Here is a 24,196-nt window from a genome sequence, read left to right on the forward strand (position 1 = left end):
CTGCTGCGGCAACAGCTTGCATCTGCCCGATGAGCTCGGTGTTGGATGGTGCAAGGAATGTCTCAGAAATACCGAAAAAAAACAGGTGAAGCCATGAATATCTCCAGATTAGCCGTAGATCGCTTGCTGAAAATTAACTGGTTCATAAATTTAGGAAAGCCTACTGTTTTATATGATGCAACGCAGCTTACTGATGAAAATGCGTTTATTAAAGAGATTGCCAGTGCGGATTGGGAAGACACCACCCTTGAGGCACGGAATGAAATAACGGGGCATTTAGCCAAAAAACACAGTAATGACTATCAAGAATGGAATACTCTTGCCAGAGAAGCTCAGGGAATTATCGATACTGCAATTATCCCGCTAATGATAAATAATGAAGTGGTTCAACATGTTATTCTGGATAATATTAAATGGGATTTGATTAATTATTTGATGGAAGATGCGTATAAAAAACATTTAAAGGATAGTCTCTTCTTTGAGTCGCTTATTAATATCTATGAACATGGGCATATTCCCTGCGGCTGGGATGGAAAATGGCCAGTGGGTAAGCTGATAATCTATTAATATCATCATATTTATGAAAGATGGAATGTCTAAGCCGTTAAAATGCGTATGCGATGCAAGGAGACATGTCGGCTTTTGGCTCTTTGCCAGAGCAGCGCCATCCTCATCTACGGGCATGCATCGACCGTAGCCAGCAATATGGGCTAATTTATTGGTCTCATTCAGGGGAGTAAATATGACGAGCAATAAACGGTGGTTGAGTTTTGTCCTGGCGGAAGAGGGGACGTTCGACGCGCTACTTTGCAAGTTCGAACGTGCTTTTCAACAGCCGCTCATCTGTCGTGATGATAAAGGGCGCTATATTGCCTGTGCGGTCTGTCATGACTTTGAAATCCAGGTTATCGATAAAGAGGACCGACTGAGTGAATTGCTGTGCGACGAACACTATGTTCTGGATGTGATTATCGCTTCTGATGACCACTTCAATGAAGCGTTTGAGGCACGGATTAAAGCCCTGTTATCTGATCACGCAATACAGTGGACGAGACGACGTTGGGCTCCGCATTCTTTACCCTAATCTCCGGGCTACTACGTGGTGAATATCATTATCCACACATCACTGTGTTGTTGTTATTCTGCGCAACACACGATCAACGCGCTTTAGTTCAGGGGGTATGCGTGTAAGGAGCCTGAATGACGCACGATTTTTTAAATTTCACCCTCATTATCGCCAGGTCACCTTACTGATCGAGGGCGCAGGTGCGGAAAATCTGTTGTGATAAAACCGCGGTAAGATAGCGGTACGCTTTATCATCGGTCTCAACATCGTAGAGAACGGATAAGGAGCACAGCATGTGTGAAGAATATTTCCCGGTAAATAACCGGGAGGAACTACTAACCCTGATACAGGCATTAGCAACCGATGCCCGACATTCACCTGAAGCGTGGCAAAATAAAAGCGTTGCGGATTATCTTGAGGCCATGGCGTCGTGGATTGAAGATATGGACGGTTATTACAAAAACAGGCAGTTGCCGCTTCCCCAGAATATTAGCTGGGGCGTTTTTGCCGATGTATTAATGGCTGCTAAAAGCTATGAATAACCCTCCGTTGGCGTTTTATAGCTGCGCCTTCACCTCAAAGGATACCTGATGGAGACGACATTTACTTTTGTCACCGGCACGGCGACGTTGGCGATTTTTGACCTGGCTTGTTTGCAGCATCGGGTCAGTGATGATGCTGATTGGTGGAGCATTCCTGAAGATGAAATAGAAGAAATTAATCGCGGGAATGCGCTGTTTCTTAATCTGGGTGAGGACGGTGAATACCGCGTGATCATCAGGGATGATCTCGATGACACCTGCGCCTCGCTGTCGCTGCGCGTTCCGTCCGGCAGGGTGTTTATTGGCGCAGGCGAAGATACCTCCGGCGGCGATCTTGAACCTGACGGCTCAGCGGTAATGGCTGGCATATTTTTGCCCCTTCCGGTGAGCTGTTATAGGGTCCGTTACAGCAAATCACAGTCGCAAATATCGCTGTCCTTCACCCCCGTCGAGGGCGCATCAAATGATATTCAGGATCTCCTGAGAATATAAATACCCGGCTTGTGCCGTTGCGGCAAAAACGAAACCCTTGGGTCTGTAACTAACAGGGAGAAAAGACATGGCACAACTTTTAACGGCCAGTGAATTACCGGCATGGTTTAGCTACCCAGCGGATTTTTTGCGACTCTGCGCGCAAGGAACGGTGGATTTCGACCCGTGGATTATTCTGCAAGGCGACAGGCTGAAGACACGTTATGAGGGCGTGAAAACACGCTATCCGGGGCGGGCGCTGCTGCCTTTCGCCCGCCGGGAAGATAACGACGATATAGCCTGCTGGGAACGGGATCAGGGCGAGCGTGTCATTATCATTCACGACTTTGCGAGCGCGGGATACGAGAATGTCACGGTGTTTGACACCTTCGCCGACTGGTTGAGAGAGGTCATTGATGCGGCCGAGGATTACCAGGGGGCGCTGTTTTTGACCGACAGTCTGCCGCCCGCAACGGAAAATGACATTGCGCGCCTGGCCGCACTCACGCCCGTGCCGCTGCCTGTTGGGATGATCGCGTTATACCAGACATTCAATGGCGGCCAGCCGCTGCCTTCGTATGTTCATGACGATGCCTATATTTATCCCATCAATGCGTTTTTTACAGTGGATGAGATAGGGGACTGTTTCCATCAGTTCGATGAAGAAGGTCTGCCGGAAGGCTTTAAAAAAGGCGAGTTACTCCCGTTTGCTTACGATCCGGGCTCGGGCATCTATGCGGTATCGTTAAGGGAAAAGGACGCCGGTCAGGTCTATTTTTATATTTTGCATGAGCAGGCGGAAATCTTCGGCATCTGGCCAGATTTTTCGGCATTTCTTGCCTCTTTTACCCGCTATACAAGGGATTAATTAACCCGATCCTGAGGATGTCCTGAGCGTGACTGAACAAGGTTTTTACCATGATTGAGGTACAGAGTTTTATTAAGTCTGAGCAGGGTTTTGTTGATGTTTTCGCCTTTGAAGGCACCATTACGGATCCGGACTATATTGATGGCGCTCTGCTGCTGCGGATAAACGGTGTGGAGCTGATTAATCAGGCCATGTGGGATTATGTCGATCAGCTGTGGGCGTATTTCACGTCGGGCTTGCTGGCGCTGGCGGAAGAAAACGCGTTCGAAACGTGTTTCCCGGATCAGCCTATCACCGTGCGGTTTACACCCTTGCGGGACCAGGTTCTGATCAGCGTTGATTGCCACGGTGAAGTGAAAGCCGTGGTCGGGAAAGGCGAATTTATACGTGAAATGGCAACACAGGCGCGTCGATTTTTTGAACGCATAGTTACGTTAAAAGGCATCGACCGGCACGCCTATGATAACGAAATCCACCAACTGGCTGCGCTTCCGGCCTCGTATTTCAAGGCGACGACACATGACGGATAAGAATGTTGGCTTGCAGCCGCTGCGTGTTCCTGCGGGATGGTTTATCACGCTTAATAATTTCTATGATGTTGAGCCGGTGACCGAAAATATCGATTACTTTTTCAGCGCGGTGCTGATCGGCGGTGAAAATAAGCGACTGGGCGTGAGTTTTGATTCCCGGTACGAACCCGAAGGGATCCCCGGCGGGGAGTTCGTGCTGGTGTTACAAAAACAGGATTATGACAAAAAGGGGCATATCACCCGTGTCAGCGTACTGGACGTGAAGCGCACAAAGCAAAAAGCGCACTTTATCCGGCAACTCGAAGAGTTTATGCAAACCGGTAAGGTTTAACAGAGGCGGTAATGCGAGGGCGGACTCACTTGAAAGATCGCTTTTTACCCTGGCAGGTTGAACATGACGAAACATGAAGATCTTGACGCAGAACTGGACAATCGCATCACGATGCTGGTTGAAGCCGGCAACATCCACCACGATAATGCGAACGTTACCGATGCGCTGGCGGCGTATCAGCAGGCCTGGGCGCTACTGCCTGAGCCTAAAATGGCGTGGAGCGTGACGGGCTGGGTCGCGGCATGTCTGTACAGCGCCTGTTTCGATTTGCAGAACTTCGCCGCGGCAAAAACATGGGGCGAAATCGCTCTGGCCGCGAACAGTTCTGCGATTGATACCGCGCCGCTCATTGATCTGGGAATGGCCTGCTATGAGCTAAAGGAATACGACGCGGCGCTGAACTATTTTGCGCAAGCCTGGCACTATGGTCAGCGGCGGGCATTTCAGGGGCGACCACAAAAATATCTCGATTATTTTTTGCAGAATCGTACCGCCCCCTCATCCGGCTGACTGTTCTGCGTGGCCGGTGCGTTATGCCTCCTGCTTAAACGGTGTAAATTCTCTCTTCCGGCAGCAACCGGCGGGCGTCATCAATATTTCCGGCATTAACCAGCGTGTGAATGTCGGTCGCACGTTCGGTGACATCGGTGATATTGACGATCCATTTTTGACAATAATCCACCACTGCCTGGTTGCGTAAGCCAATCTGAATGGTGCGCCAGGGCAGTTTATTCATGTGAATATCCCGCTCCGGATCCCACTGAATGACCACATCGGACGCGGCGATTTTACTTTTCCATTCGGCCTGATCGTCGCAAGTGGCATGACGGTGACTGCTTAAAATCCCCTGATTAAGGATCTGCTTAAAGCCTTCATGGCTAAGATCGACAGCCAGTACCCGGCACTGATGCGGATCTTTCTTCCCCCAGCCAGATCGGTACATCATCCACAGAAACGAGGGCTTAATCCACGTCATACGGGTCATGCTAAAGGGCGGGGAAACAAAGGTACCCTGCGCAAGGGCGCTATCGGCAATGGCGTCGGAATAAGCCTGATAAACGCGGATAACATCGTTAGTATAAAACGCTCTTATTTCCCGTTCCGCGACGGGAGTATTTTCTGTTATTTGCATCATCTTTTACTCATCCTAAGTGCATGGCGGGATTTTACCGCGCAGTTGGCGTGGTAACGCGCCGCGATGAGAATGTACTGTAAGAGATAACGGGATACTATGGAAAACAGTGTTGCGCATATAAATGCGTTGATTCTCGATATTGTTGAGAATGTCCGCCTGGCGAATATCCCCGGGAAGGACACCGTGGAAGAACTGTATCGGGCGTTGGATGCGTTCTACGCCGCGTATAAAGATAACAGCCTGCTTCCAAAATCCGTCGCCTGGGCACTGTTTGTCCTTCGCGATAATCTGGAAGGCGCCTTGAAATATGCTTCAGGTGAAGATGCCCGCGCGCTTGCCGGGATGAGTTCAGCGGTTAACCGCTATATAGAACAGATCTTTCTGGAGTGAAGACACATATTGCAGCGCCTGCGGAGAGTATATGAAAGCAGAAAACGAACAGATCCAGCTGACCGGAGAAGAGGCGTTAGCCATTTTGAGTGAGGTTGAGTATATCCTGATCTCCCTACGCGATATCGCCCGCCACTATTACCACGGCGAAACAATATGTGATGCGGCGGAAAATGAGCTGGCATATTGCCGGGAAACTACCGGTTTTATCGATCGTAACCGGGTAACGCATCGTCTGGCGAAGGTGCGCGCCATATTGTCTGCGAAATTTAACGATGAACTGGGCGATGATGATATGGGCGATCTGGAACGTGAAATGGAAAAAATTCGCTGCTGGGAAAAACCCGGTGATTGATTTGCGCGTGCAACAAACCAGGATTGGGGAATAACCGCAACATAGGGAGAGGTATGTACACAGGAATTGCGCTATACGGCACAGAACAGGTTTCACCCGCTTCGGCGCTGGCGCTGGGTATGACGCTTTTCAAACACGCTGCGCTGGAGGTCTCATCCTGTGGCTGGAATCAGTATGTGCAGCCGGGCGACCACCCCGGCGATCACGATCTGATCGAGTCCACGCTGGATGCATTGCGGGAAAAAGTGGCGGCGCAGCAGATCAATGCATTCAGATTGTATAGCGAGAAGCCCGGTGCGCTGCCCTGGTCTGCTTCTTTCGGTGTGTCCACCGCCGAGTTCGGCCAGTTTCACCATATCGATATGCAACTTCCTGCGTGTGGGGATATGGCGGCTCTGCTCAGAATGGTGGCCTGCGAGATTCATTTCGATTACGGGATTGCGTACCACTGCGACACGGTCAGCAAAGCTTACTATTATGCGGCCGGCGAAAATCTGGTCTCTGTTTGCGGCTGCGAAAACCCCGCGTTATTTAAGCGGGAAACGCCGGGCCGGTTCCGCGGGGCGGAGCGTTACAGGCGCAGCATGCTGCGAATGATTTATCCCGTTAACGTCGTTAATCGCCATCATTTGGCACTGCCGGTAATGGGCATGCCGCTACAAACCTGGATCGCGACAACCGGTGCCGGTGATATTGAACACCTGCAGAATGATTTATGGCTCTGGACGGTCAGCGACGCGCGTATTGCTGAAGTCAATCAGACGCTGGGCGAGGCCGGATTACTGATTGCCTGGAAAGGCGGTGACGCCACTAAAACACGGAAGCGCCTGCCATGATAACGGACAAACTGGCGCTGGTTTTAGCGGTGCTCGATAACCGCCCGCTGCGCGAGGGGAAAATCAGCGATGCGGTGTTTTTCCTCAACTACCCGGCCAGCCAGGAAACTATCGGTACCCTCATTAATGATGAGTTGCGTCATGCGGTAGAGACGGAAAATGCGCTGGCGCTGGAGTTAACCTTATACCTTGGTTTTCACTTTCACTTTTCACCACCGGACAGCGAGGCACTTATTCCGGCGTTAACGGCATTCTGGCATCAACGGCATGCGGAAGTGCTCAGAGCGCTGTTAACTCTCGCGCCGCGCAGTGAAAGCGCGGTAGCGGCAATTTATCAGTGTGCTGCAACGGATCATGACTACCTTTGTGATGATCGCGAGAACGGAATATTTAACCTGGCGACGGACTGTATTTATGCGCTGGCGAAAATAGCCACTCCGTCTGCCATTGCCGCATTACAGGCGTTAACCGACAGTCAGTGGCAGCCGGTAGCCGCAAAAGCACGACATGTGATGAATAAATACGGATTAACGCCGCCGGCTGCTCACAACAAGCCAGCAGAATAAGCATCAGGAGCCGATATGTTATTAAGCCCATTGCTCTCAGAAACTGACGCCGCACTGGAAAACAGGATTGTCGATATTATTAACGCTGGCAATGCATTGTCGGATAAAAAGCAATTCGCCGAGGCTATCCGGCAATATGATCAGGCCTGTGCACTGTTGCCTGAGCCGAAGTTTGCATGGGAAATGATCGGTGGATGGCTGACAGGGAGTTATTACAACGCCTGGTTTGCCCTTGGCAACTATGAAAAAGCCAAAGCATGGGCGGAGGTTGAACTGGAATATCGCCGTTCTGAAATTGATGTCGGGCCGCATATGGATTTGGGCATGGCCTTATATGAACTGGGCCAGTTGGATGAGGCCTTCCGCTATTTCGACGCGATCTATCGTTATGGCAAGCGTCGGCCTTTTAAAGAATATCCTCACAAGTACCTGGAGTTTTACCTTGCGCGGCAGCGATGATTCAATTCAATGTGATGGAAACCGTGTAAACGAGGACGTGATGCTATTAACCCTGGCGGATATTGAACAACGACTGGCCGAAAAATTTTTACCCTTAGAGGGTGAGATGGATGAATTACTGCTAAAACAACGGCGCGAACCGGTGGGCGACATATGTGCGCTTGAGCAAATCCTGAATGTCAGGCTGAGCGGTGACTTCCTGGCGTTTCTTTCCCGCTATGATCTGGACCATTTCTCCCTTGGCAATATCGCCTTTGGCACAGGTGAGGATTACCTCGCGCAGGTGATAGCGCTCAATCAAAGTGAGGCGTTTAACCGCTGGTGGCCCGGCGTCAGCCGTCCTGAGGGCATCATCGTGATTGCGCTTTCCGATCCGTATACCCTGCTGCTTAATACCCTGAATCAGCGCGTTTACGCCATTACCAGCGAACCGACAGCGGCGGATGACGATCCGGTTGCTGACAGTTTTGCGCTGTTTATCCGGGGTGTTGGGTCACTGTTTTTACAGGCCGCGCACCCGCAAGAGGTTGCCAGCGCGGTCGGCGCGGTTAATCTCGCTTTCTGGCAGGAAATAGCATAAGGCCACGTTTTCTGCATTTGCACACGACCTCAGGGGAGAGCGGCATCCGCGATAGCCCCATTGCAGGAGAACATAATGGAACATGATGAACAGGTGGTGAAGGCGGTTGCCCGCGCGTTGTTTGACGACAATGCCGTACGTTACCAGCAGACGTTGACCAGACCGGTGAACAGCGACAGCGACGTCTATGGTAGGGCCAGAAATGCGCTGGCATCGCTTACCGTCGAGCAGCAACAAGATGTGTTGCGCTTTATACAGATGGCGATGGCCGACAGTGCCTCGGTTATCTTCGGCATGCTGGATGGCAGTCATTTCCCGCAAGGGATTGATGGCGATTTTGCGGTGCATTATCAGGATGCCGAAATCCAGGGAAGCCTGCAGGACATCTGGATTGAACAGGCAGAGCAACGCGGGATCTATCGCTGAGCGTGTCCCTATCCCCATCAGCGCACCAACGGAGCGAGTAGCAAGATGATCAGTCCTGCCTTAACCGAGCTGGATAACCGCTTATCCGCCAACGGATTTTTTGATTTCCTGGCATCGCTGGATGCCGATGCCGCCCTGGATTTGCGCGATGAAGCTGCATTCGATGAGGCCTGGATGCAGGCATATCGTGAACTTCAGGCCCAGGCATTCCCGGCGCAGGTGCTGACTTTTATCGACACATTACGCGAAAAAGCATTCAAACATGCTTTTCGCATCAACGGCAATGCAGAGATCGCGGCGCGTATTGCTGACGATGTCGATCTGATTGCTAAAAGTCTGGCTGCCGGGAAGGCGGGCGGCTGGGCAGTCACGCAACTGTGGTCTGCGTATCTTCGTGGCCGGTTTCCGGCAACGCAGGAGGAAGGATGATTGATCTGAATGCGGACATCATCAGTAATCACTCGCTAGGCAATATCTGCCTTGGCCAGTCGATTGATGTCTATCTGGAAGAGTTGCTTGAGCGCTTCACGGTGGAAACGAAAATCTACCCGCCCGCGCACCCGCAGGCAGAGACAATGCACGGCTATTTTATTAATCACGGCGCGATGGTCGTCTTCACCAATTCGCTGGATATCATCGTGTCGGTGGGCTGTAACCAGACTTATAGCGGTAAATACCGGCAGACCCTCTACCCGGGGATCACCATGGAGAAGCTTTCCATGCTCGTGAAAGAGGTGCGCATTCTGCACGGCGCGCTGATTGTCGATAACGATTATGGATTGTCGTTTCCTCTACCTTCGCCGCATGACGAGCTCGCCGATCATCTCCACCAGATACCGCCTGAGCTGACGTTGAACGAAATCTACGTTTACGATCACTCGCCGCTGGTGCCCAACGTAAAGAACGTGAAGAAGAAACGAAAATGAGTAACCTGCTGCCACCTTCACTGCAACACCTTGAGCGCGTGCTGGGCATGACATTGCCGCCGCGCTACCGCCGCTATTTACTGCAAACGATCCGGGAAAACGCGTGTTGGGAAATCACCACCCCGAACGGCGACGCTCTGGTGTTATTCAATTACCACGATCTGCTGGAGCGCAACCAGACCTATGCTGTCCAGCAGGTGGAGCCGGAATACCTGTTGATCGGTCAGGATGGCGATGTGGGCTATTTCATCCACGCGCGTGTGGGCAAGGAAGCCATCTACACACAGGATCTGGGCGCGCTGGGTAGTCTGCAAATGGAGCCTATCGCGGAAGATATCGACCAGCTCTGTGCCTGACACTGGCGCGGCTGTATCAATCGCGGCGTGGAAAGGCCCCGCAGTGTGCGGGGCGCTGTTTGTCAGGGTGAACAGGAATCGTTAATGGTCTGCTGCGCCTCGTTAATCGTCTCATAGCCCTGATCTTCCATCTGTTTCCAGGTCGGGCGGACTTTACAGGCCTGCGCAACACGAACGGCGATTTCCCCCAGCAGTTTGACGCCTTTACCGGAGGAACAAATCCCGGCGTCTGGTGACTGCGCCTGTGCGCCTATCTTCTCTGCCGCTTCAGCGCCTTTGCGCTCGGCGGTATCACAATCGCCACTCAGGTCGATAGCCATCGCTTCGGCGGAGAGCGCCGGGCGGGCACCACCAGAACCGCCACCGCTGCTGCCTGCAGAAGAAGCACCGGCGCCGGACGACGCAGAGGGCGAATAACTGCTCTCACTGCTGCTGTTAGCGGCCAGCGCGGCCTGGTTGAGCGAGTTACCGACGGCCTGAGACACGCTGCCGCCAGAGGCATGCGCAACGATGGCGCTGCTGGCGACACCCGTCACCGCATTGACCAGCGTATCGACCTGCGATGGCTGCTGCGCTTCTTGCTGCGCAGCCTGAGCGCGCTCGGTTTCCGCCTGTGCCTGCTGCGCAGCGTATTGCTGGTTGCTGACCTCCGTTTTATGGCGCGTACCCGCCAGCGCGGCCGTCACGTCAGACAGGTCACCAAAGCCTTTCTTCTTCAGAATGGCCGCCACGTCGCGGAGTTTATTGCTGTCGGCGACAACGCGATGGCCCTCATCCACACCGCCCCATGCGCTGTTTAGCGTGGACCACTGTGTCCCCAGGCGGCTGGCGAGTTTATTATTTTTCAGGTCCCGCGCCAGGTTTATTGCTGCGGTATACATATCACCGCTTGCCAGCGGCGTCAGGTTCAGCGCGGTGACGAATTTATCCAGCAACGTTTTGGAGCCATCGCCTATTTCGCTATGGGTTTTGTAAGAGGACGCATACAGGTAATTCGCATGCGCAGCGCCTAATTCACGGGCATAACGTGTTACCAGCGTCTCGTAACTCGTCAGAGTACTGATAGCCTGCGTTTTATTACTGCTCGCTTGCTGTTTTGCCAGCCCGCTATAGTACTGATATTGCATGAGAAGATGATAAAAATAGTCTTTAGTATCGCTGGCAGCGAATTGCTGTTCAGTGAATTTAATGAGATTCGCATAATCTTTATCATCATAGAGTTTTTTTAATAATCCATTATCGTAATCCATAACTGCACTGGTAACTTTATATTCCGTCTGGCTGGAATAGCAAAGTTGCAGCATTAATTGGCGATTATTCAGGTAGGCATCATAGTTTTTATTATTAATGGCATTTTGCCCGGCGGTGAAGGCATTATTACAGGCTGTGTTGTCATAGGATGCGCAGCCTGATAAAAGCAGTGCGCAGCCAGCAACCACAATGGATGCTTTCAGTGCTATCATGGAGTTAACCTCGAACTATCATTATTTGTTTTTACTATTCGGCTAATAATTGCTGTGATAAGGAATAGATAAATTCAGGTTGCAGGTGGGCCTTCTTAAAAAAATAGATAACAGAACTATACGAATAAAATTACATATTTGTTATATATTAGAAATATATTGTTACAAATATTGTTGCCAAGCGTTATATTTACCCAATGAAACTATATAGTTAGCGAAACGTATAACTTTTCAATAAAAGAAAAACGCAAAAATGCGTGGATCCTCCGTCATCAGGGACTGACGGCGCGGTTGCCTCCCCATATACTGTCAAAAACAAGACGTTAACAGTAATTTCATTAATACAGACAGGGTAAGGGATGGACACGGCGGAATTTTTCGGGCAACTCGCGCAGCAACTGCTCCTCTCTGCGCCGCTCTTTTTACTGATTGCACTGGGGTATGGCTTAGGCCGCTTTGCCGGTTGGCCGGAGTCGGTCAACGAGGGGTTAAATCGCTTCTGCTTTAACGTGGCGATTCCTTGCATGTTGTTCAAAGTCATGAGTAAGTTTTATCAAAGTCCGCCGGTGGATATGCGGCTGCTGATCGCCTATTTCGGCAGTTGCCTGGTCATCTATGTTATTGGCCGCGTGCTGGCGAAAAATGTGTTCCACCTGGACGCAATTTCCGGCTCGGTGTTTGGCCTGGGCGGCATCTTTTCTAACAACGTCATGCTCGGTATTCCGGTGGCTGTCATCCTGCTTGGTCAGGCGAGTCTCGCGTCGGTCGCGCTGGTGCTGGTCTTTAACAGCCTGATCTTGTGGACGTTGGTGACCGTCTCTGTCGAATGGGCACAAAACGGCAGTTTCTCGGTGCGTGGGATCGGCAAGACGCTCATAAGCGTACTGCGCAACCCGATCATTATCGGCATCTTTACTGGCTTTTTCTGGAGTTTTGCGCTTCGTCGCCCGCTGCCGCAGTTTTTTGATAGTCCGGTCAGCATGGTAGCGCAGGTTGCCGCGCCGTTAACGCTGATCACGCTTGGCATGAGCCTCTCGCGCTATCACATTCGCAAAGGCCTGCGCGAGAGTAGCGCAATCTGTTTGCTTAAACTGCTGTTGATGCCAGGGCTTATCTGGGCGGCGGCATACCTGTTGCATCTGCCGCGGGCGGAAAGTCAGGTGGTGGTGTTGCTGGGGTCGATGGCGGTGGGGGTAAACGTCTATCTGATGGCGCAAAAATTCCAGGTGCTGCAAGGCGCGACCGCGACCAGCATGCTGCTGTCCACTCTCCTTTCTACGGTAACGACGCCGCTGTTTATGATCCTGATGGGGCATTTTTATCCCGACTGGCCCTGAGGCCAGCCGGAACCAGTCAGACAATATCGTCCACCACGCCGCCGTCCACGCGCAGCGCCGCGCCGGAGGTGGCGGAAGCCTGTTGCGAGCAGACATACACCACCATATTCGCCACTTCTTCAACCGTGGCGGCGCGCTGGATAACTGAACTCGGGCGATGGGCCATCACAAACTCTTTCGCCAGCGTCTCCAGCGGCTTGCCGGTTTTTTCAATTTCCTCTTTCATCATCTCCGCAAAGCCGTCGGACATGGTCGGCCCCGGCAAGACGCTGTTGACGGTCACGCCGCTGCCGGCGACAAATTTTGCCAGCCCGCGTGCCAGCGACAGTTGCGCCGTCTTGGTCACGCCGTAGTGGATCATGTCCGCCGGGATATTGAGCGCCGATTCGGACGAGATAAATACCACCCGTCCCCACTGTTTTTTCACCATCGCCGGGAGTAACGCGCGGGAGAGGCGCACGCCAGACATCACATTGGTCTGCCAGTAGTTTTCCCAGGTCTCATCATCGGTGGCGTAAAAATCCTGCGGGCCGTAAATCCCGGCGTTATTCACCAGAATGTCCACGTCACCCGCCGCGTTGAGCAACGCCTCCACGCCCTGCGCAGAGCCCAGATCGGCAATAGCCGTGTGCAATGTGGCGTCCGGTAGTTCTTTCTCCAGCGCGGCTTTTGCTTTACGGGTCGAGGCGTCGCTTCGCCCGTTGAGGATCACCGCCGCGCCGCTTTCCGCCAGCCCTTTGGCAATCGCAAAACCAATGCCGCCCGTTGACGCCGTCACCAGCGCCACTTTCCCGCTGAGATCAATCTTCATCGTCTGCTCCTGATGTGAGGGATTTAACCTATGGATCAAGGCTAGCACCTGAGTGAGCACGCGCATTGCCAATTGTTGCCTGATTACGTGTGCGCACTGGCTTATGCAATTTGCAGCATTGCTTTTCTGGTTTTATTGCTTCCCTCGTTTTCACTGCTCTAACAGAATGGAATTCACACAATATATTTGGCAGTTATTTTCTTTTTCAGGGGACAGACCACAATATGAATAAATACGGCGTATTCTCCATTCTCCTCGCAATAAGTGGCGTGCAACAGGTTAATGCCGCTGAACAGAGCGTTCCGGCGCAAACCACGTTTACTATTGCGGCAGATGCGTCGCTAAAAGCGAAATTACCGCAGGAGGTCATCCAGCGCGGTTATATTATTGCGGGCACCAACCCAAATACGCCGCCAACAACGTTTTATCAGGAAGATAATAAAACGCTGGCCGGGCGCGAAATCGATATTATGACCGCGGTTGCCGAACGCCTCGGCGTGAAAGTGCAGTGGCACGATACCGGCGGTTTCGACAATATTATTCCGGGGCTGAAATCCGGCCGCTACGATGTGGCGCTCGCCAACATTAATGCCACCCAAAAGCGCCTGGAACAGGTGGATTTCGTCAGCTATTACGATGCGTCCCGCCTTGGCATTATCTCCCGTCAGGATGCAAACATTCCCGCCTTTACCGAACTGACGCAGGTGTGCGGCAAAGAGATTGGCGCAGGTGCGGGCACCACGCAAATCAACCGTCTGAACGAAGGCAGCAAAGCGTGTGAAGCACAGGGTAAAGCGCCGATTAAAATCGCCGTCTTCCCGGACCGTCCGGCAGGTGTACAGGCGGTGGTCAGCGGGCGCGTACCGATGTTCTTTGGCCCCTATGAAGGCCTGACCTGGCAGGTCAGCAAAGTGAAACCGCTGACCATGAGCGGGCAAATCAGCGTTAACGATGCACCGGTATCTATCGCTTTCCCGAAAGGCTCCGGGCTGGAAGAGGCCGTACAGGCTGCCCTCAACTCCCTGATCAAAGATGGCTCTTACCAGAAGATCCTCGACCACTGGTCGATTGGTTTCGGCGCGGTAAAAGAGTCCAAACGTAACGAAGAGATTTTCTGATGGCGCACACCACTCCTTCACCCTCGCAGGACGCTTTGCGCATTGTCGGTAAACGCTACTACGGGCGCTGGTTCAGCGCCCTGTTCGTTTTACTGCTGCTGGCAGGCTTGCTGCATTCCATTTTCAACAACCCGCGTTTTGAGTGGGGCGTGGTGGCGCAAAGCTTCACCGAAGACTCCATCATCAGCGGCGTGGTGATGACCCTGCAACTGACCGCCATTTCCGTCGTGCTGGGCTTTGCGGGCGGCACCGTGCTGGCGTTGATGCGCCTGTCATCGAACCCGGTGCTGGTGGCGGTAAGTTGGGGATATACGTGGTTTTTCCGCGGCGTGCCGATGCTGGTGCAGCTTTTCCTCTGGTACAACGTGGCGGCGCTTTATCCAACCATCGCCATTAGCCTGCCGGGGCTGGGGGAGCTTTACAGTTCTCCGGCGAACGCGTTGATAAGCCCCTTTAGCGCAGCGGTGATCGCGCTGGTGATGCACCAGTCCGCCTATGCGGCGGAGATCATCCGTGCGGGCATCCAGAGCGTTGGGAATGGGCAACTGGAAGCTGCGCGGGCACTTGGCTATTCGCGCGGGCAGATTCTCCGCCATACCGTTTTACCGCAGGCGATGCGCGCTATCCTGCCGCCCGCCGGTAACGAGGTGATTGGTCAACTGAAGACCACGGCGGTGGTGTCGGTTATCTCATTACAGGATGTGCTCTACTCGGCGCAAATTATCTATCAACGCACCTATGAAGTGATCCCCCTGCTGCTGGTCGCCACGCTGTGGTACCTGCTGCTGACGTCCGTACTGTCGGTCGGGCAGTTCTATGTCGAACGCTACTTCTCCCGGGGTGTAAAGCGCGTTGAAGCCAAAGTCTGGTTTGCCCGCAGGCTGCCGGTGTATCTGTTTAACGCCAGGAGAGTGAGTAATGGCTGAGGCAATTGAATTACGCAATATCACCAAGCGTTTCTCCGGGCAGACGGTGGTCGATAGCGTCGATCTGGATGTGGATGCCGGGTCGGTCACGGTGATCCTCGGCCCATCGGGGTCGGGGAAATCGACGCTGCTGCGCTGCATTAACCACCTGGAAAAACTGGATGCCGGGACAATCCGCATTGGCGGCGAACTGGTGGGGTATGAGCAAAAAGGCCAGGCGCTGTTTGAAGTGAGCGACAGCAAAATCGCCCGCCAGCGCAGCCGTATCGGCATGGTGTTCCAGCAATTTAATCTCTTCCCGCACCGCACCGTGCTGCAAAACATTATCGATGCGCCCATCCGGGTGAAAAAGCAGCCCAGGGCGCAGGCGGTGGCGAAAGCACGCCTGCTTCTGCAACAGGTTGGGCTTTCCGGGCGGGAAGATGACTGGCCGCAGCAGCTCTCCGGCGGTCAGCAGCAGCGCGTGGCGATTGCCCGCGCGCTGGCGATGGATCCTGAAGTCATGCTGTTTGATGAACCGACCTCGGCGCTTGACCCGGAGCTGGTGGGGGAAGTGTTGCAGGTGATCAAAGCGCTGGCGCACTCCGGCATCACCATGGTGATCGTCACCCATGAAATCGGCTTTGCCCGCGAAGTGGCGGACAACATCGTATTTATGGAAGCGGGAAAAGTGATCGCCTCCGGTCCGGCGCGCCAGGTACTGGAAAATAACGCCAACGCTCGCGTCAGCCACTTTCTCTCCACGGTGCTTTAATATGCCGCCCGTGACGCACAGCTCCCACTGGGGAGCGTTTACTGCCACCCCGGCGGGGGATGAACTGCACATTACGCCCTTTGCTGGCGATCCCGATCCCAGCCCGTTGCTGGACAATTTTACCGATGTGCTGCGCCACCCGGCGCGCGTGACCAGGCCGATGGTACGCAAAGGCTGGCTGGAGCAGGGGCCAGGCCCGGACGCGCGGCGCGGGGCCGATGAGTACATTGCCATTAGCTGGGCGCAGGCGCTGGATCTGGCGGCAAACGAACTGCAACGCGTGGCGGATAGCTTTGGCCCGCAAGCGGTGTTTGGCGGTTCGTATGGCTGGTCCAGCGCCGGGCGCTTCCACCATGCGCAGAGCCAGGTGCACCGTTTTCTGAACACCACCATCGGCGGTTATGTTCGCTCGGTATGGTCATACAGTTCTGCGGCGGCCAGCGTGATCCTGCCGCACATTGCTGCCTCGCAGGATGAGATTTCCCGGCGCGGTGTGAGCTGGCGTGAGATTGCCGAACACAGCGAGATAGTGCTCTCTTTTGGCGGTCTGGCGCTGAAAAATTCCCAGGTCGCCAGCGGCGGCATGAGCGAACACACCGAGCGCGGGTATATGCGCCAGGCTGCCGAACGCGGCGCGCAATTTATCTCCATCAGCCCATTGCGCCATGACTTGCCGGATGAAGCCGCCGGGGAGTGGATACCGGTGCGCCCGGGTACTGATGCGGCATTAATGCTGGCGCTCTTGCACACCTTATGGCGACACGGGCTGAGTGATGAAGATTTTCTGGCGCGTTACTGCACCGGCTGGCCAACGCTGGTTGCCTCCCTCAATGGTACGCAGGATGGCACGGTGCGGGATGCCGCCTGGGCGGAAGCCATTTGCGGCGTGCCTGCCGCACACATTGTTGCGCTGGCGCGGCGCCTGCACGGTAAGCGCGTGGTGGTCACGGTCGCCCATTCGTTACAACGTGCGCAGCACGGCGAGCAGCCGGTGTGGCTGGGCATGGTGCTGGCCGCGGCGTTGGGGCAACCCGGTCTGCCCGGCGGCGGCTATGCCTATGCGCTGGGGGCGCTGGGTCACTACGGGAAAGCGTTTAACCGCGTCTCTTTCCCCTCGCTGCCACAGGGCAACAATGGCGTTGACGAGTTTATTCCGGTCGCGCGTATCGCCGATATGCTGCTCAACCCTGGCGCGCCCTTTGATTTTAACGGCCAGCGCCGCCGCTATCCGCACATTAAGCTGGCGTGGTGGGCGGGCGGTAACCCCTTCCATCATCACCAGGATCTGGCGCGGTTGCGCCACGCGTTTTGTCAACTGGATACGCTGATTGTCCACGAACACAGCCTGACGGCGACCGCGCGTCATGCGGATCTGATCTTACCCGCCACCATGACGCTGGAGCGCGAAGACGTGGGCGGCGCGCCAACGGACAGACACCTGTTCGCCATGCACCCGGTGGCTGAACCGTGGGGCGACGCGCGGGATGATTTTGCTATTTTCCGGGATATTGCCGCCCGATTGGGGCGTGAAGAGGCGTTTACCGAAGGGCGTACGGTGCGTGAGTGGTTACAACATCTGTACGGGCAGATGCAGGAAAAACTGGCGCAGGAAGGGGTGAAAACACCCGATTTCGACCGCTTCTGGCAGCAGGGCGTGTTGACGCTGCCGCAGGTGGACGATGGCGGGCGCATGATGCGCCGTTTTCGTGATGATCCCGATGCGCACCCCTTACCGACGCCGGATGGCAAAATCCAGATCTATTCGGCGACCATCGCCAGTTTCAACTATGCTGATTGCCCCGGTCACCCGGTGTGGCTGACGCCGGACGAACAACCCGACGCGCAGCATCCGCTGTGGCTGATTGCCAATCAACCCGCCACCCGCCTGCACAGTCAGCTCGACTACGGGCGACACAGTGCACGGCATAAACAGCAGGGTAAAGAGGTGTGCATGATGCATCCGACCGACGCCGCTGCGCGCGGTATTACCGAAGGGGCGATGATTATGTTGCATAACCTGCGCGGTGCCGTGCTGGCGGCGGTGACTTTGTCGGAGAACATCATGCCCGGCGTGGTGCAACTGCCGACCGGTGCCTGGTACGATCCGGTGGACCCGCTGGCTGCGCGTCCACTGTGTCGTCATGGTAACCCCAACGTTCTGACGCGCGACATCGGTACCTCTTCGCTGGGGCAAGGGTGCAGCGGGCAGATCACTGTCGTTCAGGTGTCTCTGTTTACCGGCGATGTCGGCGAGGTGCAGGCTTTTGTGCCCCTAAACCAGCAAGAGCGCCTGTAGGGTACGCAGCGCCTGGGCGCTCTCCAGACGGGTCAGCGTAAGCCAGCCATTGCGGGTGGCGTCATCCGCTTGTGGCAGGCAGCGGTGTAGTTTCTCCGCTAAATCCACGCCTTTTGCCAGCAGCATCTGGCGTGTGGCTTCGGTTTCCAGTATCACTCCGGCGCGGGTGGTTACGCGAAGGCGATGAAAACGCGCAGCCGGGTTGAGCGCGTCCGGCGGCGCGTTGTGATCCGGCGTACGCACGACGCGTGCCGCCAGCGCGGCGGTAGCCGGTTTGACATTGCCGGGGGCGAAACTGCTCAACGGCAAATCATTGTCCAGTAAGCATTCGGCGATCACATATTCAAGGCTGAAACGGGCTTCAACGCCATTGGTCGGGGTATGAATAAATGCCGCCACATCGCCGCCGGGCGGAAACGCCACCTCAATCCGCTCCACATCGTGGTGTAACTGCGCAATGGAAAACCCTGCCGCCAGCCATTTCTCACGTAGCGTCAGTGCCGCCAGCGCAGCGCCGTGGGTGCCGCTACAGGTCGGCCAGGGCTTAAACTCCAGCCCTGGTGTAACAATGCGCCACGGCGCGCCCCAGCATTCAGTGAGCAACGCCGGGCGGGCAGTCGTGGGGCTATAAGCGGCGAGAAAACTATCCAGCGCGCCGGTTGTTTGCGCGCTGACGCCATGCTGCGTCAGTTGTACGGCGGTGACCGCCGCCCGTGCCGCCAGCCCGGCATGCAACGGTTTGATATCCGAACCGAACTGCACGCGTAATCCGGCAGCCTGAGTGGCGGCAATGGCGAGGATATTCGCGGTTTGCGCAGGATCCGCCTTCACCAGACGGGCGCAGGCCGCCGCTGCTGCCAGCACGCCGAGGGTGCTGGTGTTGTGAAAGCCCTGCACATAATGACCGCTGCCGACCGCCAGACCCAGGCGGCCTGCCATTTCCACACCCAGCGCAAAGGCATCGAGAAACTGCGTCGGTTCAATGATGGCGCTCTCTGCCGACAGCGCCAGCAACGCCGGGAGGATGACCGTCCCGACATGCCCGCGAAAATCCGGGTGAAAATCATCGAAATCCAGCGCATGTCCGCTGTAGCCAAGACGCAGCGCGCGAGACTGCGCGTCCTGCCCCGGCCAGATTTGGCGCAATGACGCTAAGGTAGCGTCAGGTAACGCGCCGTTCACCACCGGCAAGGCGACGGCGAAAAAGTCCAGCACACCGCGCCGCGCCTGTTCACGGGCGGCGTCATCCGGCTGCGTGTCGACAATCAGCCGGGCGACAGCCTGGGTGATATCGCTCATGCCGTCGCCTTTTTCAGCGCTTCTACCGCCAGCGTCGCCAGCCACTGTGCGGTGGGGAACAGCGCGGCGTCATCCACGCGGAACTGGGGATGGTGCAGGGCATACGGGCCGCCGGAGCCAATCATGATAAACGCGCCGGGCAGACGTTGCTGGTAAAACGCGAAGTCTTCGCCAATCGGATTCGCGGCGATACGGCGGGCGTCAAAACCTGCCTCCTGACCAGTTTCCAGCGCCAGCGAGACCCACTCTTCGCTGTTCACCACCGACGGCGGGCCGGGCTGCCAGTCAAGCGTGATGCGCGCGTTAAACGCGGCGGCCAGCCCTGTCAGCACATCACGCATGCGCTGCTCAATCTGTTCACGCACCGTCTGGCTAAAGGTACGCACGGTGCCTTCCAGCCAGGCGCTATCCGGGATCACGTTCCACGTGCTGCCGCTGTGCACCTGAGTCAGGGAGAGCACGGCGTTTTCATCGGACGGGACGTTACGGCTGATCAGGGTTTGCAGGGTAGAGATCAGTTGCCCGGCGATCACCACCGGATCGTTGCCTTCATGCGGGCGCGCAGCATGGCTGCCGGTGCCGGTGATATCAATGCGGAAGCGGTCAACGCCCGCAGTCAGCGCGCCGGCTTTACTGCCCATAACGCCCACCGGTAGCGCCGGATCGTTATGGATGCCAAAAATCGCCGTTGCCCCCTCCAGCGCGCCTGCGGCAATCACCGCCGGTGCGCCTTGTCCGGTCTCTTCCGCGGGTTGAAACAGAATGCGCACGCGTCCGGGCAGGCTGCTTTCCTGCTGTTTGAGCAAAATCGCTGCGCCCAGCGCCGAGGCGCTGTGGAAATCATGGCCGCAGGCATGCATCACGCCGGGGTGCTCTGAGCTGAACGGCACGCCGGATTTTTCATCAATCGGCAGTGCGTCGATATCCGCGCGCAGGACGATCAACGGGCCCGGTTGTTGCCCGCCCAGTTCAACGACCAGCCCGGTCGGCAAGTCTAACGGCAGAATGCGTATCTGGTAGGTTTCCAACGCGGCACGAAGACGGGCGGTGGTGGCGAACTCCTGGTTAGAGAGTTCAGGGAAACGATGCAGTTCATGGCGAAAGTCGGTCAGCCAGGCCGGTAATTCAGCGATGTCGGTCATAGCGTTACTCATCAGGGTGAACGACGCGCCAGCCACGCGGTGTGGTTAGCGTCATCAAGGATTTTTTTCATAAACAGGGTGATATGGCCTTTGCCCAGATCCGCCTCATGCGAAGGCACAAAGCCATACTGCTGGTAAAAGGGGATCAGCCACGGGTGACTGATGGCGGTGCCAAGCGACACCGCAGGCGCGCGCAACACACCGCGCAGAATATGGGTCTCCACCCAGTCGTAGATTTGCCGCCCGCGCTGCTCCCCGCGATGGCGCGGATGCGCGCCAAACCAGCCGATATGCGGCAGGCCAAACGGCCCCGGCAGCGGCCCCCACGGGTAGCGCAGCGTAATGGAGGCGGCTAACGCATCATCGACAAACAGCCCCCAGACACCGTGCTGTTGCAGGTGTTGCGTCACCTGCGCGGCGGTGGTGGTGGCGGCATCAAAATGAATGCCCATCTCACGCACCTGCGCGTAGGCTTCCAGCATCAGCGTCAGATAGATATCGCGGTCGGCGGCGGTCAGCTGGCGATAGTGCTCGCTCATACCCTCTCCAGCAACTGCGAGTCATCTGCGGCGCGCAAGACATCACCGACTTTTTCGACCGCGCTGCCTAAATAGCGCGCCGGATCCAGCCAGCTGTCGAGATCGGCGCCGCTGATTGCACCGGCGATTTCCGGTTGTTCCGCCAGCACGCTTTTAAAATCGCGTCCGCTTTCAAATGCCGTCATCGCGCAGGTGTACACCAGGTGGTGCGCCGTCTGTTTCCCGAGGGTTTTCCCGGCTTCAAACATCACCCGCTCCGACAGCAGCAGCCCGGCCTGGATATCCAGATTGGCGCGCATTTTTTCGCTATTCACCGTCAGGCCGTTAAGGATCCCCTGTGCGTTTTGCAGTTGCGCAGAGAGATAGAGACAGATTTCCGGGAGCGCCAGCCACTCTGCGCGCCAGCTCATGGCATCGCGCTCGTGTTCAACATGCATTGACTCAAAAATCAGACCGGCGCTGTGGCGCACGGGCGCAGTCAGGCTTGCCAGCCCTTCAATCGCGGCAGGGTTACGCTTGTGCGGCATGGTGGTGGAACCGATTTTCCCGGCGCTGAAGGGCTCTTCCACTTCGCCGATTTCGGTCCGCATCAGGTTGTAGAGTTCGTTGCCGATTTTGCCGAGCGAACCGCTGATCAGCACCGCCAGCGAGGCGAATTCGCTCAAGCGATCGCGTGCGGATTGCCAGCCAATCGTCGGGCAGGCCAGCCCGAGCAGCGCCAGTGCGCGACGCTCCACCTCCGGCCCCTGATCGCCCAGCGCCGCATTGGTGCCGATAGCGCCGTTGATGTTGCCCGTCAGTACGCGCGGACTGATTTCGTTGATACGCGTCAGATGGCGCAAAAACTCATCCAGCCAGACGGCGACCTTAAACCCAAAGGTCGTGGGCAACGCCTGCATGCCGTGAGTACGGCCGACCATCAGTGTGTGCTGGTGGCGTTCGGCAAGCTGGCGCAGGGCGCGGGCGACGCCAACGGTATCGCGGCGGATAATGCCTAGTGCATCGCGCAGTTGCAAAATGGTGGCCGTATCGACGATATCCTGCGTGGTGGCGCCGTAGTGCAGGTATTCCCCCGCCGGGCCGCACTGCTGTTGCAGCGCCGTCAGCGTGGGCATAAAAGAGTGCTTCATTTGCGCGGCGAGTTGGGCGATATCGCTCAGTTGCAGCGCCTGCGGTTGCGCGCGGTCGGCAATCTCCTGTGCGGCCTTCGGCGGAATGACGCCCAGTTCACCTTGCGCACGCGCCAGCGCCACTTCCACGGCGGCCTGCTGGCGCAGGCGGTTTTCTTCCGACCAGATGGCGCGCATTTCCGGTGTGGCGAAGTTATTGCCGATAATCAGAAAGTCGATGGGATGCGATGACATGTTATGTGCCTGTCGTAAATTAAAAAAAGATGCCGGTTAACTTTATTTTCTGTTCAGCATCTTCATTCATGAATATACCGGCGGCAAGGCATTTGTCGCCTTATCTAATATTCTTCTATCGATATGAAAATACAGAAAATAGGAAAGATTGTTTTTTGTTTTTATTTTTGTAGCATGAGCTGATAATGCGATTTAATTAATTAAATGGACAATTCAATGCTTGCGATAAAAACGCCGCAAACCTGGTTCCACCAGTCAGGTATTCGTCATGACGCAGGGAAATATATTTCACCGCTGTCACAGCATATTTTAATTATTACCAGTGCGCAGGCCTGGGCACGAGTGAACCCGGCCCTGGAAAGCAGTTTGCGCGCCAGCGGCGTGAAATGGCAGACCGAGATCATGACCGGCTATTGTACCGACGAGCGGGTGGCGCATTACGCCCAGCGCGCACGAAAACTGGGGGTGCAGTGGATTGTTGGCGTCGGCGGCGGTCGCGTACTGGATACCGCGAAAGCCGTAGCGGATGCGCTTGACGGCGGTGAGTCGGTCACCATCCCGACGGTCGCCTCTACCTGCGCGGCCTGGTCGCCGCTGTCGGTGTTTTATACTGAAGAAGGCGGGCAAATCCGCAGTCAACCGTTGAAAACATTGCCGCGACTGGTACTGGTGGACAGTGAAATTATTGCACAGAGCGACGTGCGTTATTTAAAAGCGGGTATCGTGGATGCGCTGGCGAAATGGTACGAATTCCGTCCCTATTTACGACATTCGCCGGATAACCTGGCGTTGCAGTTAAAAGTGCAGACCGCCCGACTGGCCGTGGATATTTACGAAAAACACGGTGCGCAGGCGGTACAGGATAATAAAGCGCAGGTTGTCAGCGAGGCGTTAATCAATGTTATTGATGCCAATATTGCGATTGCCGGGTTGGCCAACAGCATTCGCGGCGAGATCCCCACACCAGGCGTCGCACACGCTATTCATAACCGGTTAACCTACGAACCGGCGCTGCGTGACTGGCTGCATGGCGAGCGGGTAGGTTACAGCTTGCTGGTGCAGTCGTTCCTCGAAGGCGACGGTGAAACACCGGACGCCGCGCTGCTGAGTTTACTGCGTCAGTACGAGATGCCGCTGACGCTGGCGCCGCTGAAAGAGATCCGCCTGGCGGTGATCCAGGCGGTGGCGCGCAGTATCAATTTTCCTCGCGCGGCGGCGGAGCATTTACCGTTTTCGCTGGAGCCCGCACGCATTGAACGAGCGCTACGCCTGACGGAGCAATTTTTTACACCCCGCTATGCGGTATAGCC

Annotated in this window: 31 protein-coding genes; 24 read left to right on the top strand and 7 right to left on the bottom strand. The window is 55.6% G+C overall.

What is annotated here, in order from left to right; genetic code table 11:
* Positions 1-57 precede the first annotated feature (57 nt).
* From O9K67_RS01320 to O9K67_RS01355, 8 genes are all read left to right on the top strand, one after another.
* Complete coding sequence (locus tag O9K67_RS01320; protein WP_271044633.1) at positions 58-567, top strand: hypothetical protein; 510 nt, start codon at positions 58-60, stop codon at positions 565-567.
* Positions 568-742: 175 nt separating this feature from the next.
* Entirely contained in the window at positions 743-1,084 is a 342-nt protein-coding gene (locus O9K67_RS01325; protein WP_061492701.1) for a hypothetical protein, read from the top strand.
* A 275-nt stretch (positions 1,085-1,359) separates the two neighbouring features.
* Complete coding sequence (locus tag O9K67_RS01330; RefSeq protein ID WP_061492703.1) at positions 1,360-1,608, top strand: DUF7660 family protein; 249 nt, start codon at positions 1,360-1,362, stop codon at positions 1,606-1,608.
* A 48-nt stretch (positions 1,609-1,656) separates the two neighbouring features.
* Complete coding sequence (locus O9K67_RS01335; RefSeq protein ID WP_061492705.1) at positions 1,657-2,100, top strand: DUF6386 family protein; 444 nt, start codon at positions 1,657-1,659, stop codon at positions 2,098-2,100.
* A gap of 67 nt (positions 2,101-2,167) precedes the next feature.
* Positions 2,168-2,947, top strand: coding sequence for an SMI1/KNR4 family protein (locus O9K67_RS01340; protein ID WP_271044634.1), 780 nt, complete (start codon positions 2,168-2,170; stop codon positions 2,945-2,947).
* 50 nt (positions 2,948-2,997) lie between these two features.
* Positions 2,998-3,477, top strand: a complete 480-nt coding sequence (locus O9K67_RS01345) for a hypothetical protein (protein WP_061492707.1) — start codon at positions 2,998-3,000, stop codon at positions 3,475-3,477.
* Positions 3,467-3,808: a hypothetical protein gene (locus tag O9K67_RS01350; RefSeq protein ID WP_061492710.1), complete on the top strand. Its 342-nt coding sequence runs from the start codon at positions 3,467-3,469 to the stop codon at positions 3,806-3,808. The genes O9K67_RS01345 and O9K67_RS01350 overlap by 11 nt, the downstream gene beginning before the upstream one ends.
* 63 nt (positions 3,809-3,871) lie before the next feature.
* Positions 3,872-4,318, top strand: a complete 447-nt coding sequence (locus O9K67_RS01355; protein WP_061492712.1) for a hypothetical protein — start codon at positions 3,872-3,874, stop codon at positions 4,316-4,318.
* A 34-nt stretch (positions 4,319-4,352) separates the two neighbouring features.
* On the opposite strand, the gene O9K67_RS01360 is transcribed toward O9K67_RS01355, so the two are convergent.
* Positions 4,353-4,943: a DUF4291 domain-containing protein gene (locus tag O9K67_RS01360; protein WP_061492714.1), complete on the bottom strand. Its 591-nt coding sequence runs from the start codon at positions 4,941-4,943 to the stop codon at positions 4,353-4,355.
* Between the two features lie 96 nt (positions 4,944-5,039).
* On the opposite strand from O9K67_RS01360, the gene O9K67_RS01365 reads away from it, so the two are divergent.
* From O9K67_RS01365 to O9K67_RS01410, 10 genes are all read left to right on the top strand, one after another.
* Positions 5,040-5,333: a hypothetical protein gene (locus O9K67_RS01365; protein WP_061492716.1), complete on the top strand. Its 294-nt coding sequence runs from the start codon at positions 5,040-5,042 to the stop codon at positions 5,331-5,333.
* A 31-nt stretch (positions 5,334-5,364) separates the two neighbouring features.
* Entirely contained in the window at positions 5,365-5,688 is a 324-nt protein-coding gene (locus O9K67_RS01370) for a hypothetical protein (RefSeq protein ID WP_061492718.1), read from the top strand.
* Between the two features lie 53 nt (positions 5,689-5,741).
* Positions 5,742-6,524, top strand: a complete 783-nt coding sequence (locus O9K67_RS01375) for a hypothetical protein (RefSeq protein WP_061492721.1) — start codon at positions 5,742-5,744, stop codon at positions 6,522-6,524.
* Positions 6,521-7,090, top strand: a complete 570-nt coding sequence (locus tag O9K67_RS01380) for a hypothetical protein (RefSeq protein WP_061492723.1) — start codon at positions 6,521-6,523, stop codon at positions 7,088-7,090. The genes O9K67_RS01375 and O9K67_RS01380 overlap by 4 nt, the downstream gene beginning before the upstream one ends.
* A gap of 15 nt (positions 7,091-7,105) precedes the next feature.
* A complete protein-coding gene (locus tag O9K67_RS01385; RefSeq protein ID WP_061492725.1) occupies positions 7,106-7,549 on the top strand; it encodes a tetratricopeptide repeat protein in 444 nt (147 codons plus the stop codon).
* 40 nt (positions 7,550-7,589) lie between these two features.
* Positions 7,590-8,129, top strand: a complete 540-nt coding sequence (locus O9K67_RS01390) for an SMI1/KNR4 family protein (protein WP_061499713.1) — start codon at positions 7,590-7,592, stop codon at positions 8,127-8,129.
* A gap of 75 nt (positions 8,130-8,204) precedes the next feature.
* Entirely contained in the window at positions 8,205-8,555 is a 351-nt protein-coding gene (locus O9K67_RS01395; protein WP_061492726.1) for a hypothetical protein, read from the top strand.
* A gap of 45 nt (positions 8,556-8,600) precedes the next feature.
* Positions 8,601-8,984: a hypothetical protein gene (locus O9K67_RS01400; protein WP_061492728.1), complete on the top strand. Its 384-nt coding sequence runs from the start codon at positions 8,601-8,603 to the stop codon at positions 8,982-8,984.
* The gene (locus O9K67_RS01405) at positions 8,981-9,481 is read left to right on the top strand and encodes a hypothetical protein (RefSeq protein ID WP_061492730.1); all 501 of its coding nucleotides are present in this window, start codon (positions 8,981-8,983) and stop codon (positions 9,479-9,481) included. Before O9K67_RS01400 ends, O9K67_RS01405 begins: the two co-directional genes overlap by 4 nt.
* The gene (locus O9K67_RS01410; protein ID WP_071889834.1) at positions 9,478-9,837 is read left to right on the top strand and encodes an SMI1/KNR4 family protein; all 360 of its coding nucleotides are present in this window, start codon (positions 9,478-9,480) and stop codon (positions 9,835-9,837) included. Before O9K67_RS01405 ends, O9K67_RS01410 begins: the two co-directional genes overlap by 4 nt.
* Positions 9,838-9,899: 62 nt before the next feature.
* Here the strand turns inward: O9K67_RS01410 and O9K67_RS01415 are convergent, their stop codons facing one another.
* Positions 9,900-11,300, bottom strand: coding sequence for a hypothetical protein (locus O9K67_RS01415; RefSeq protein ID WP_061492732.1), 1,401 nt, complete (start codon positions 11,298-11,300; stop codon positions 9,900-9,902).
* A gap of 359 nt (positions 11,301-11,659) precedes the next feature.
* Between O9K67_RS01415 and O9K67_RS01420 the strand changes: the two genes are divergently transcribed.
* Positions 11,660-12,637, top strand: a complete 978-nt coding sequence (locus O9K67_RS01420) for an AEC family transporter (protein WP_061492734.1) — start codon at positions 11,660-11,662, stop codon at positions 12,635-12,637.
* Between the two features lie 16 nt (positions 12,638-12,653).
* Here the strand turns inward: O9K67_RS01420 and O9K67_RS01425 are convergent, their stop codons facing one another.
* Positions 12,654-13,448 (bottom strand): SDR family NAD(P)-dependent oxidoreductase, encoded by a 795-nt coding sequence (locus O9K67_RS01425; RefSeq protein ID WP_061492735.1) that lies wholly within the window; start codon positions 13,446-13,448, stop codon positions 12,654-12,656.
* Between the two features lie 224 nt (positions 13,449-13,672).
* On the opposite strand from O9K67_RS01425, the gene O9K67_RS01430 reads away from it, so the two are divergent.
* The 4 genes from O9K67_RS01430 to O9K67_RS01445 are packed head-to-tail and all read left to right on the top strand — an operon-like array spanning position 13,673 to position 18,542.
* Positions 13,673-14,566 (top strand): ABC transporter substrate-binding protein, encoded by an 894-nt coding sequence (locus O9K67_RS01430; RefSeq protein ID WP_061492737.1) that lies wholly within the window; start codon positions 13,673-13,675, stop codon positions 14,564-14,566.
* Positions 14,566-15,492 carry an amino acid ABC transporter permease gene (locus O9K67_RS01435; protein WP_061492739.1) on the top strand — a complete coding sequence of 309 codons (927 nt, stop codon included), beginning with the start codon at positions 14,566-14,568 and terminating at the stop codon, positions 15,490-15,492. The genes O9K67_RS01430 and O9K67_RS01435 overlap by 1 nt, the downstream gene beginning before the upstream one ends.
* Positions 15,485-16,246, top strand: coding sequence for an amino acid ABC transporter ATP-binding protein (locus O9K67_RS01440; protein ID WP_061492741.1), 762 nt, complete (start codon positions 15,485-15,487; stop codon positions 16,244-16,246). Before O9K67_RS01435 ends, O9K67_RS01440 begins: the two co-directional genes overlap by 8 nt.
* 1 nt (position 16,247) lies before the next feature.
* Positions 16,248-18,542, top strand: coding sequence for a molybdopterin-dependent oxidoreductase (locus tag O9K67_RS01445; protein ID WP_061492744.1), 2,295 nt, complete (start codon positions 16,248-16,250; stop codon positions 18,540-18,542).
* Here the strand turns inward: O9K67_RS01445 and O9K67_RS01450 are convergent.
* From O9K67_RS01450 to purB, 4 genes are read right to left on the bottom strand one after another with little or no spacing between them, the layout of a single operon-like run.
* Entirely contained in the window at positions 18,519-19,841 is a 1,323-nt protein-coding gene (locus O9K67_RS01450) for an MmgE/PrpD family protein (protein ID WP_061492746.1), read from the bottom strand. The two genes, O9K67_RS01445 and O9K67_RS01450, sit on opposite strands and share 24 nt — an antisense overlap.
* On the bottom strand, positions 19,838-20,983 hold the full coding sequence (locus O9K67_RS01455) for an amidohydrolase (RefSeq protein ID WP_061492748.1): 1,146 nt from the start codon (positions 20,981-20,983) through the stop codon (positions 19,838-19,840). Before O9K67_RS01455 ends, O9K67_RS01450 begins: the two co-directional genes overlap by 4 nt.
* Before the next feature lie 11 nt (positions 20,984-20,994).
* Positions 20,995-21,522: a GNAT family N-acetyltransferase gene (locus O9K67_RS01460; RefSeq protein WP_061492750.1), complete on the bottom strand. Its 528-nt coding sequence runs from the start codon at positions 21,520-21,522 to the stop codon at positions 20,995-20,997.
* Positions 21,519-22,886: an adenylosuccinate lyase gene (gene purB, locus O9K67_RS01465; protein WP_061492752.1), complete on the bottom strand. Its 1,368-nt coding sequence runs from the start codon at positions 22,884-22,886 to the stop codon at positions 21,519-21,521. The genes O9K67_RS01460 and purB overlap by 4 nt, the downstream gene beginning before the upstream one ends.
* A gap of 216 nt (positions 22,887-23,102) precedes the next feature.
* Between purB and O9K67_RS01470 the strand changes: the two genes are divergently transcribed.
* Complete coding sequence (locus tag O9K67_RS01470; RefSeq protein ID WP_061492754.1) at positions 23,103-24,194, top strand: iron-containing alcohol dehydrogenase family protein; 1,092 nt, start codon at positions 23,103-23,105, stop codon at positions 24,192-24,194.
* The last annotated feature ends 2 nt before the right edge of the window (positions 24,195-24,196 follow it).

Origin of the sequence: Kosakonia oryzendophytica (assembly GCF_027886705.1) — a bacterium.
GTDB classification, from domain to species: Bacteria; Pseudomonadota; Gammaproteobacteria; order Enterobacterales; family Enterobacteriaceae; genus Kosakonia; species Kosakonia oryzendophytica.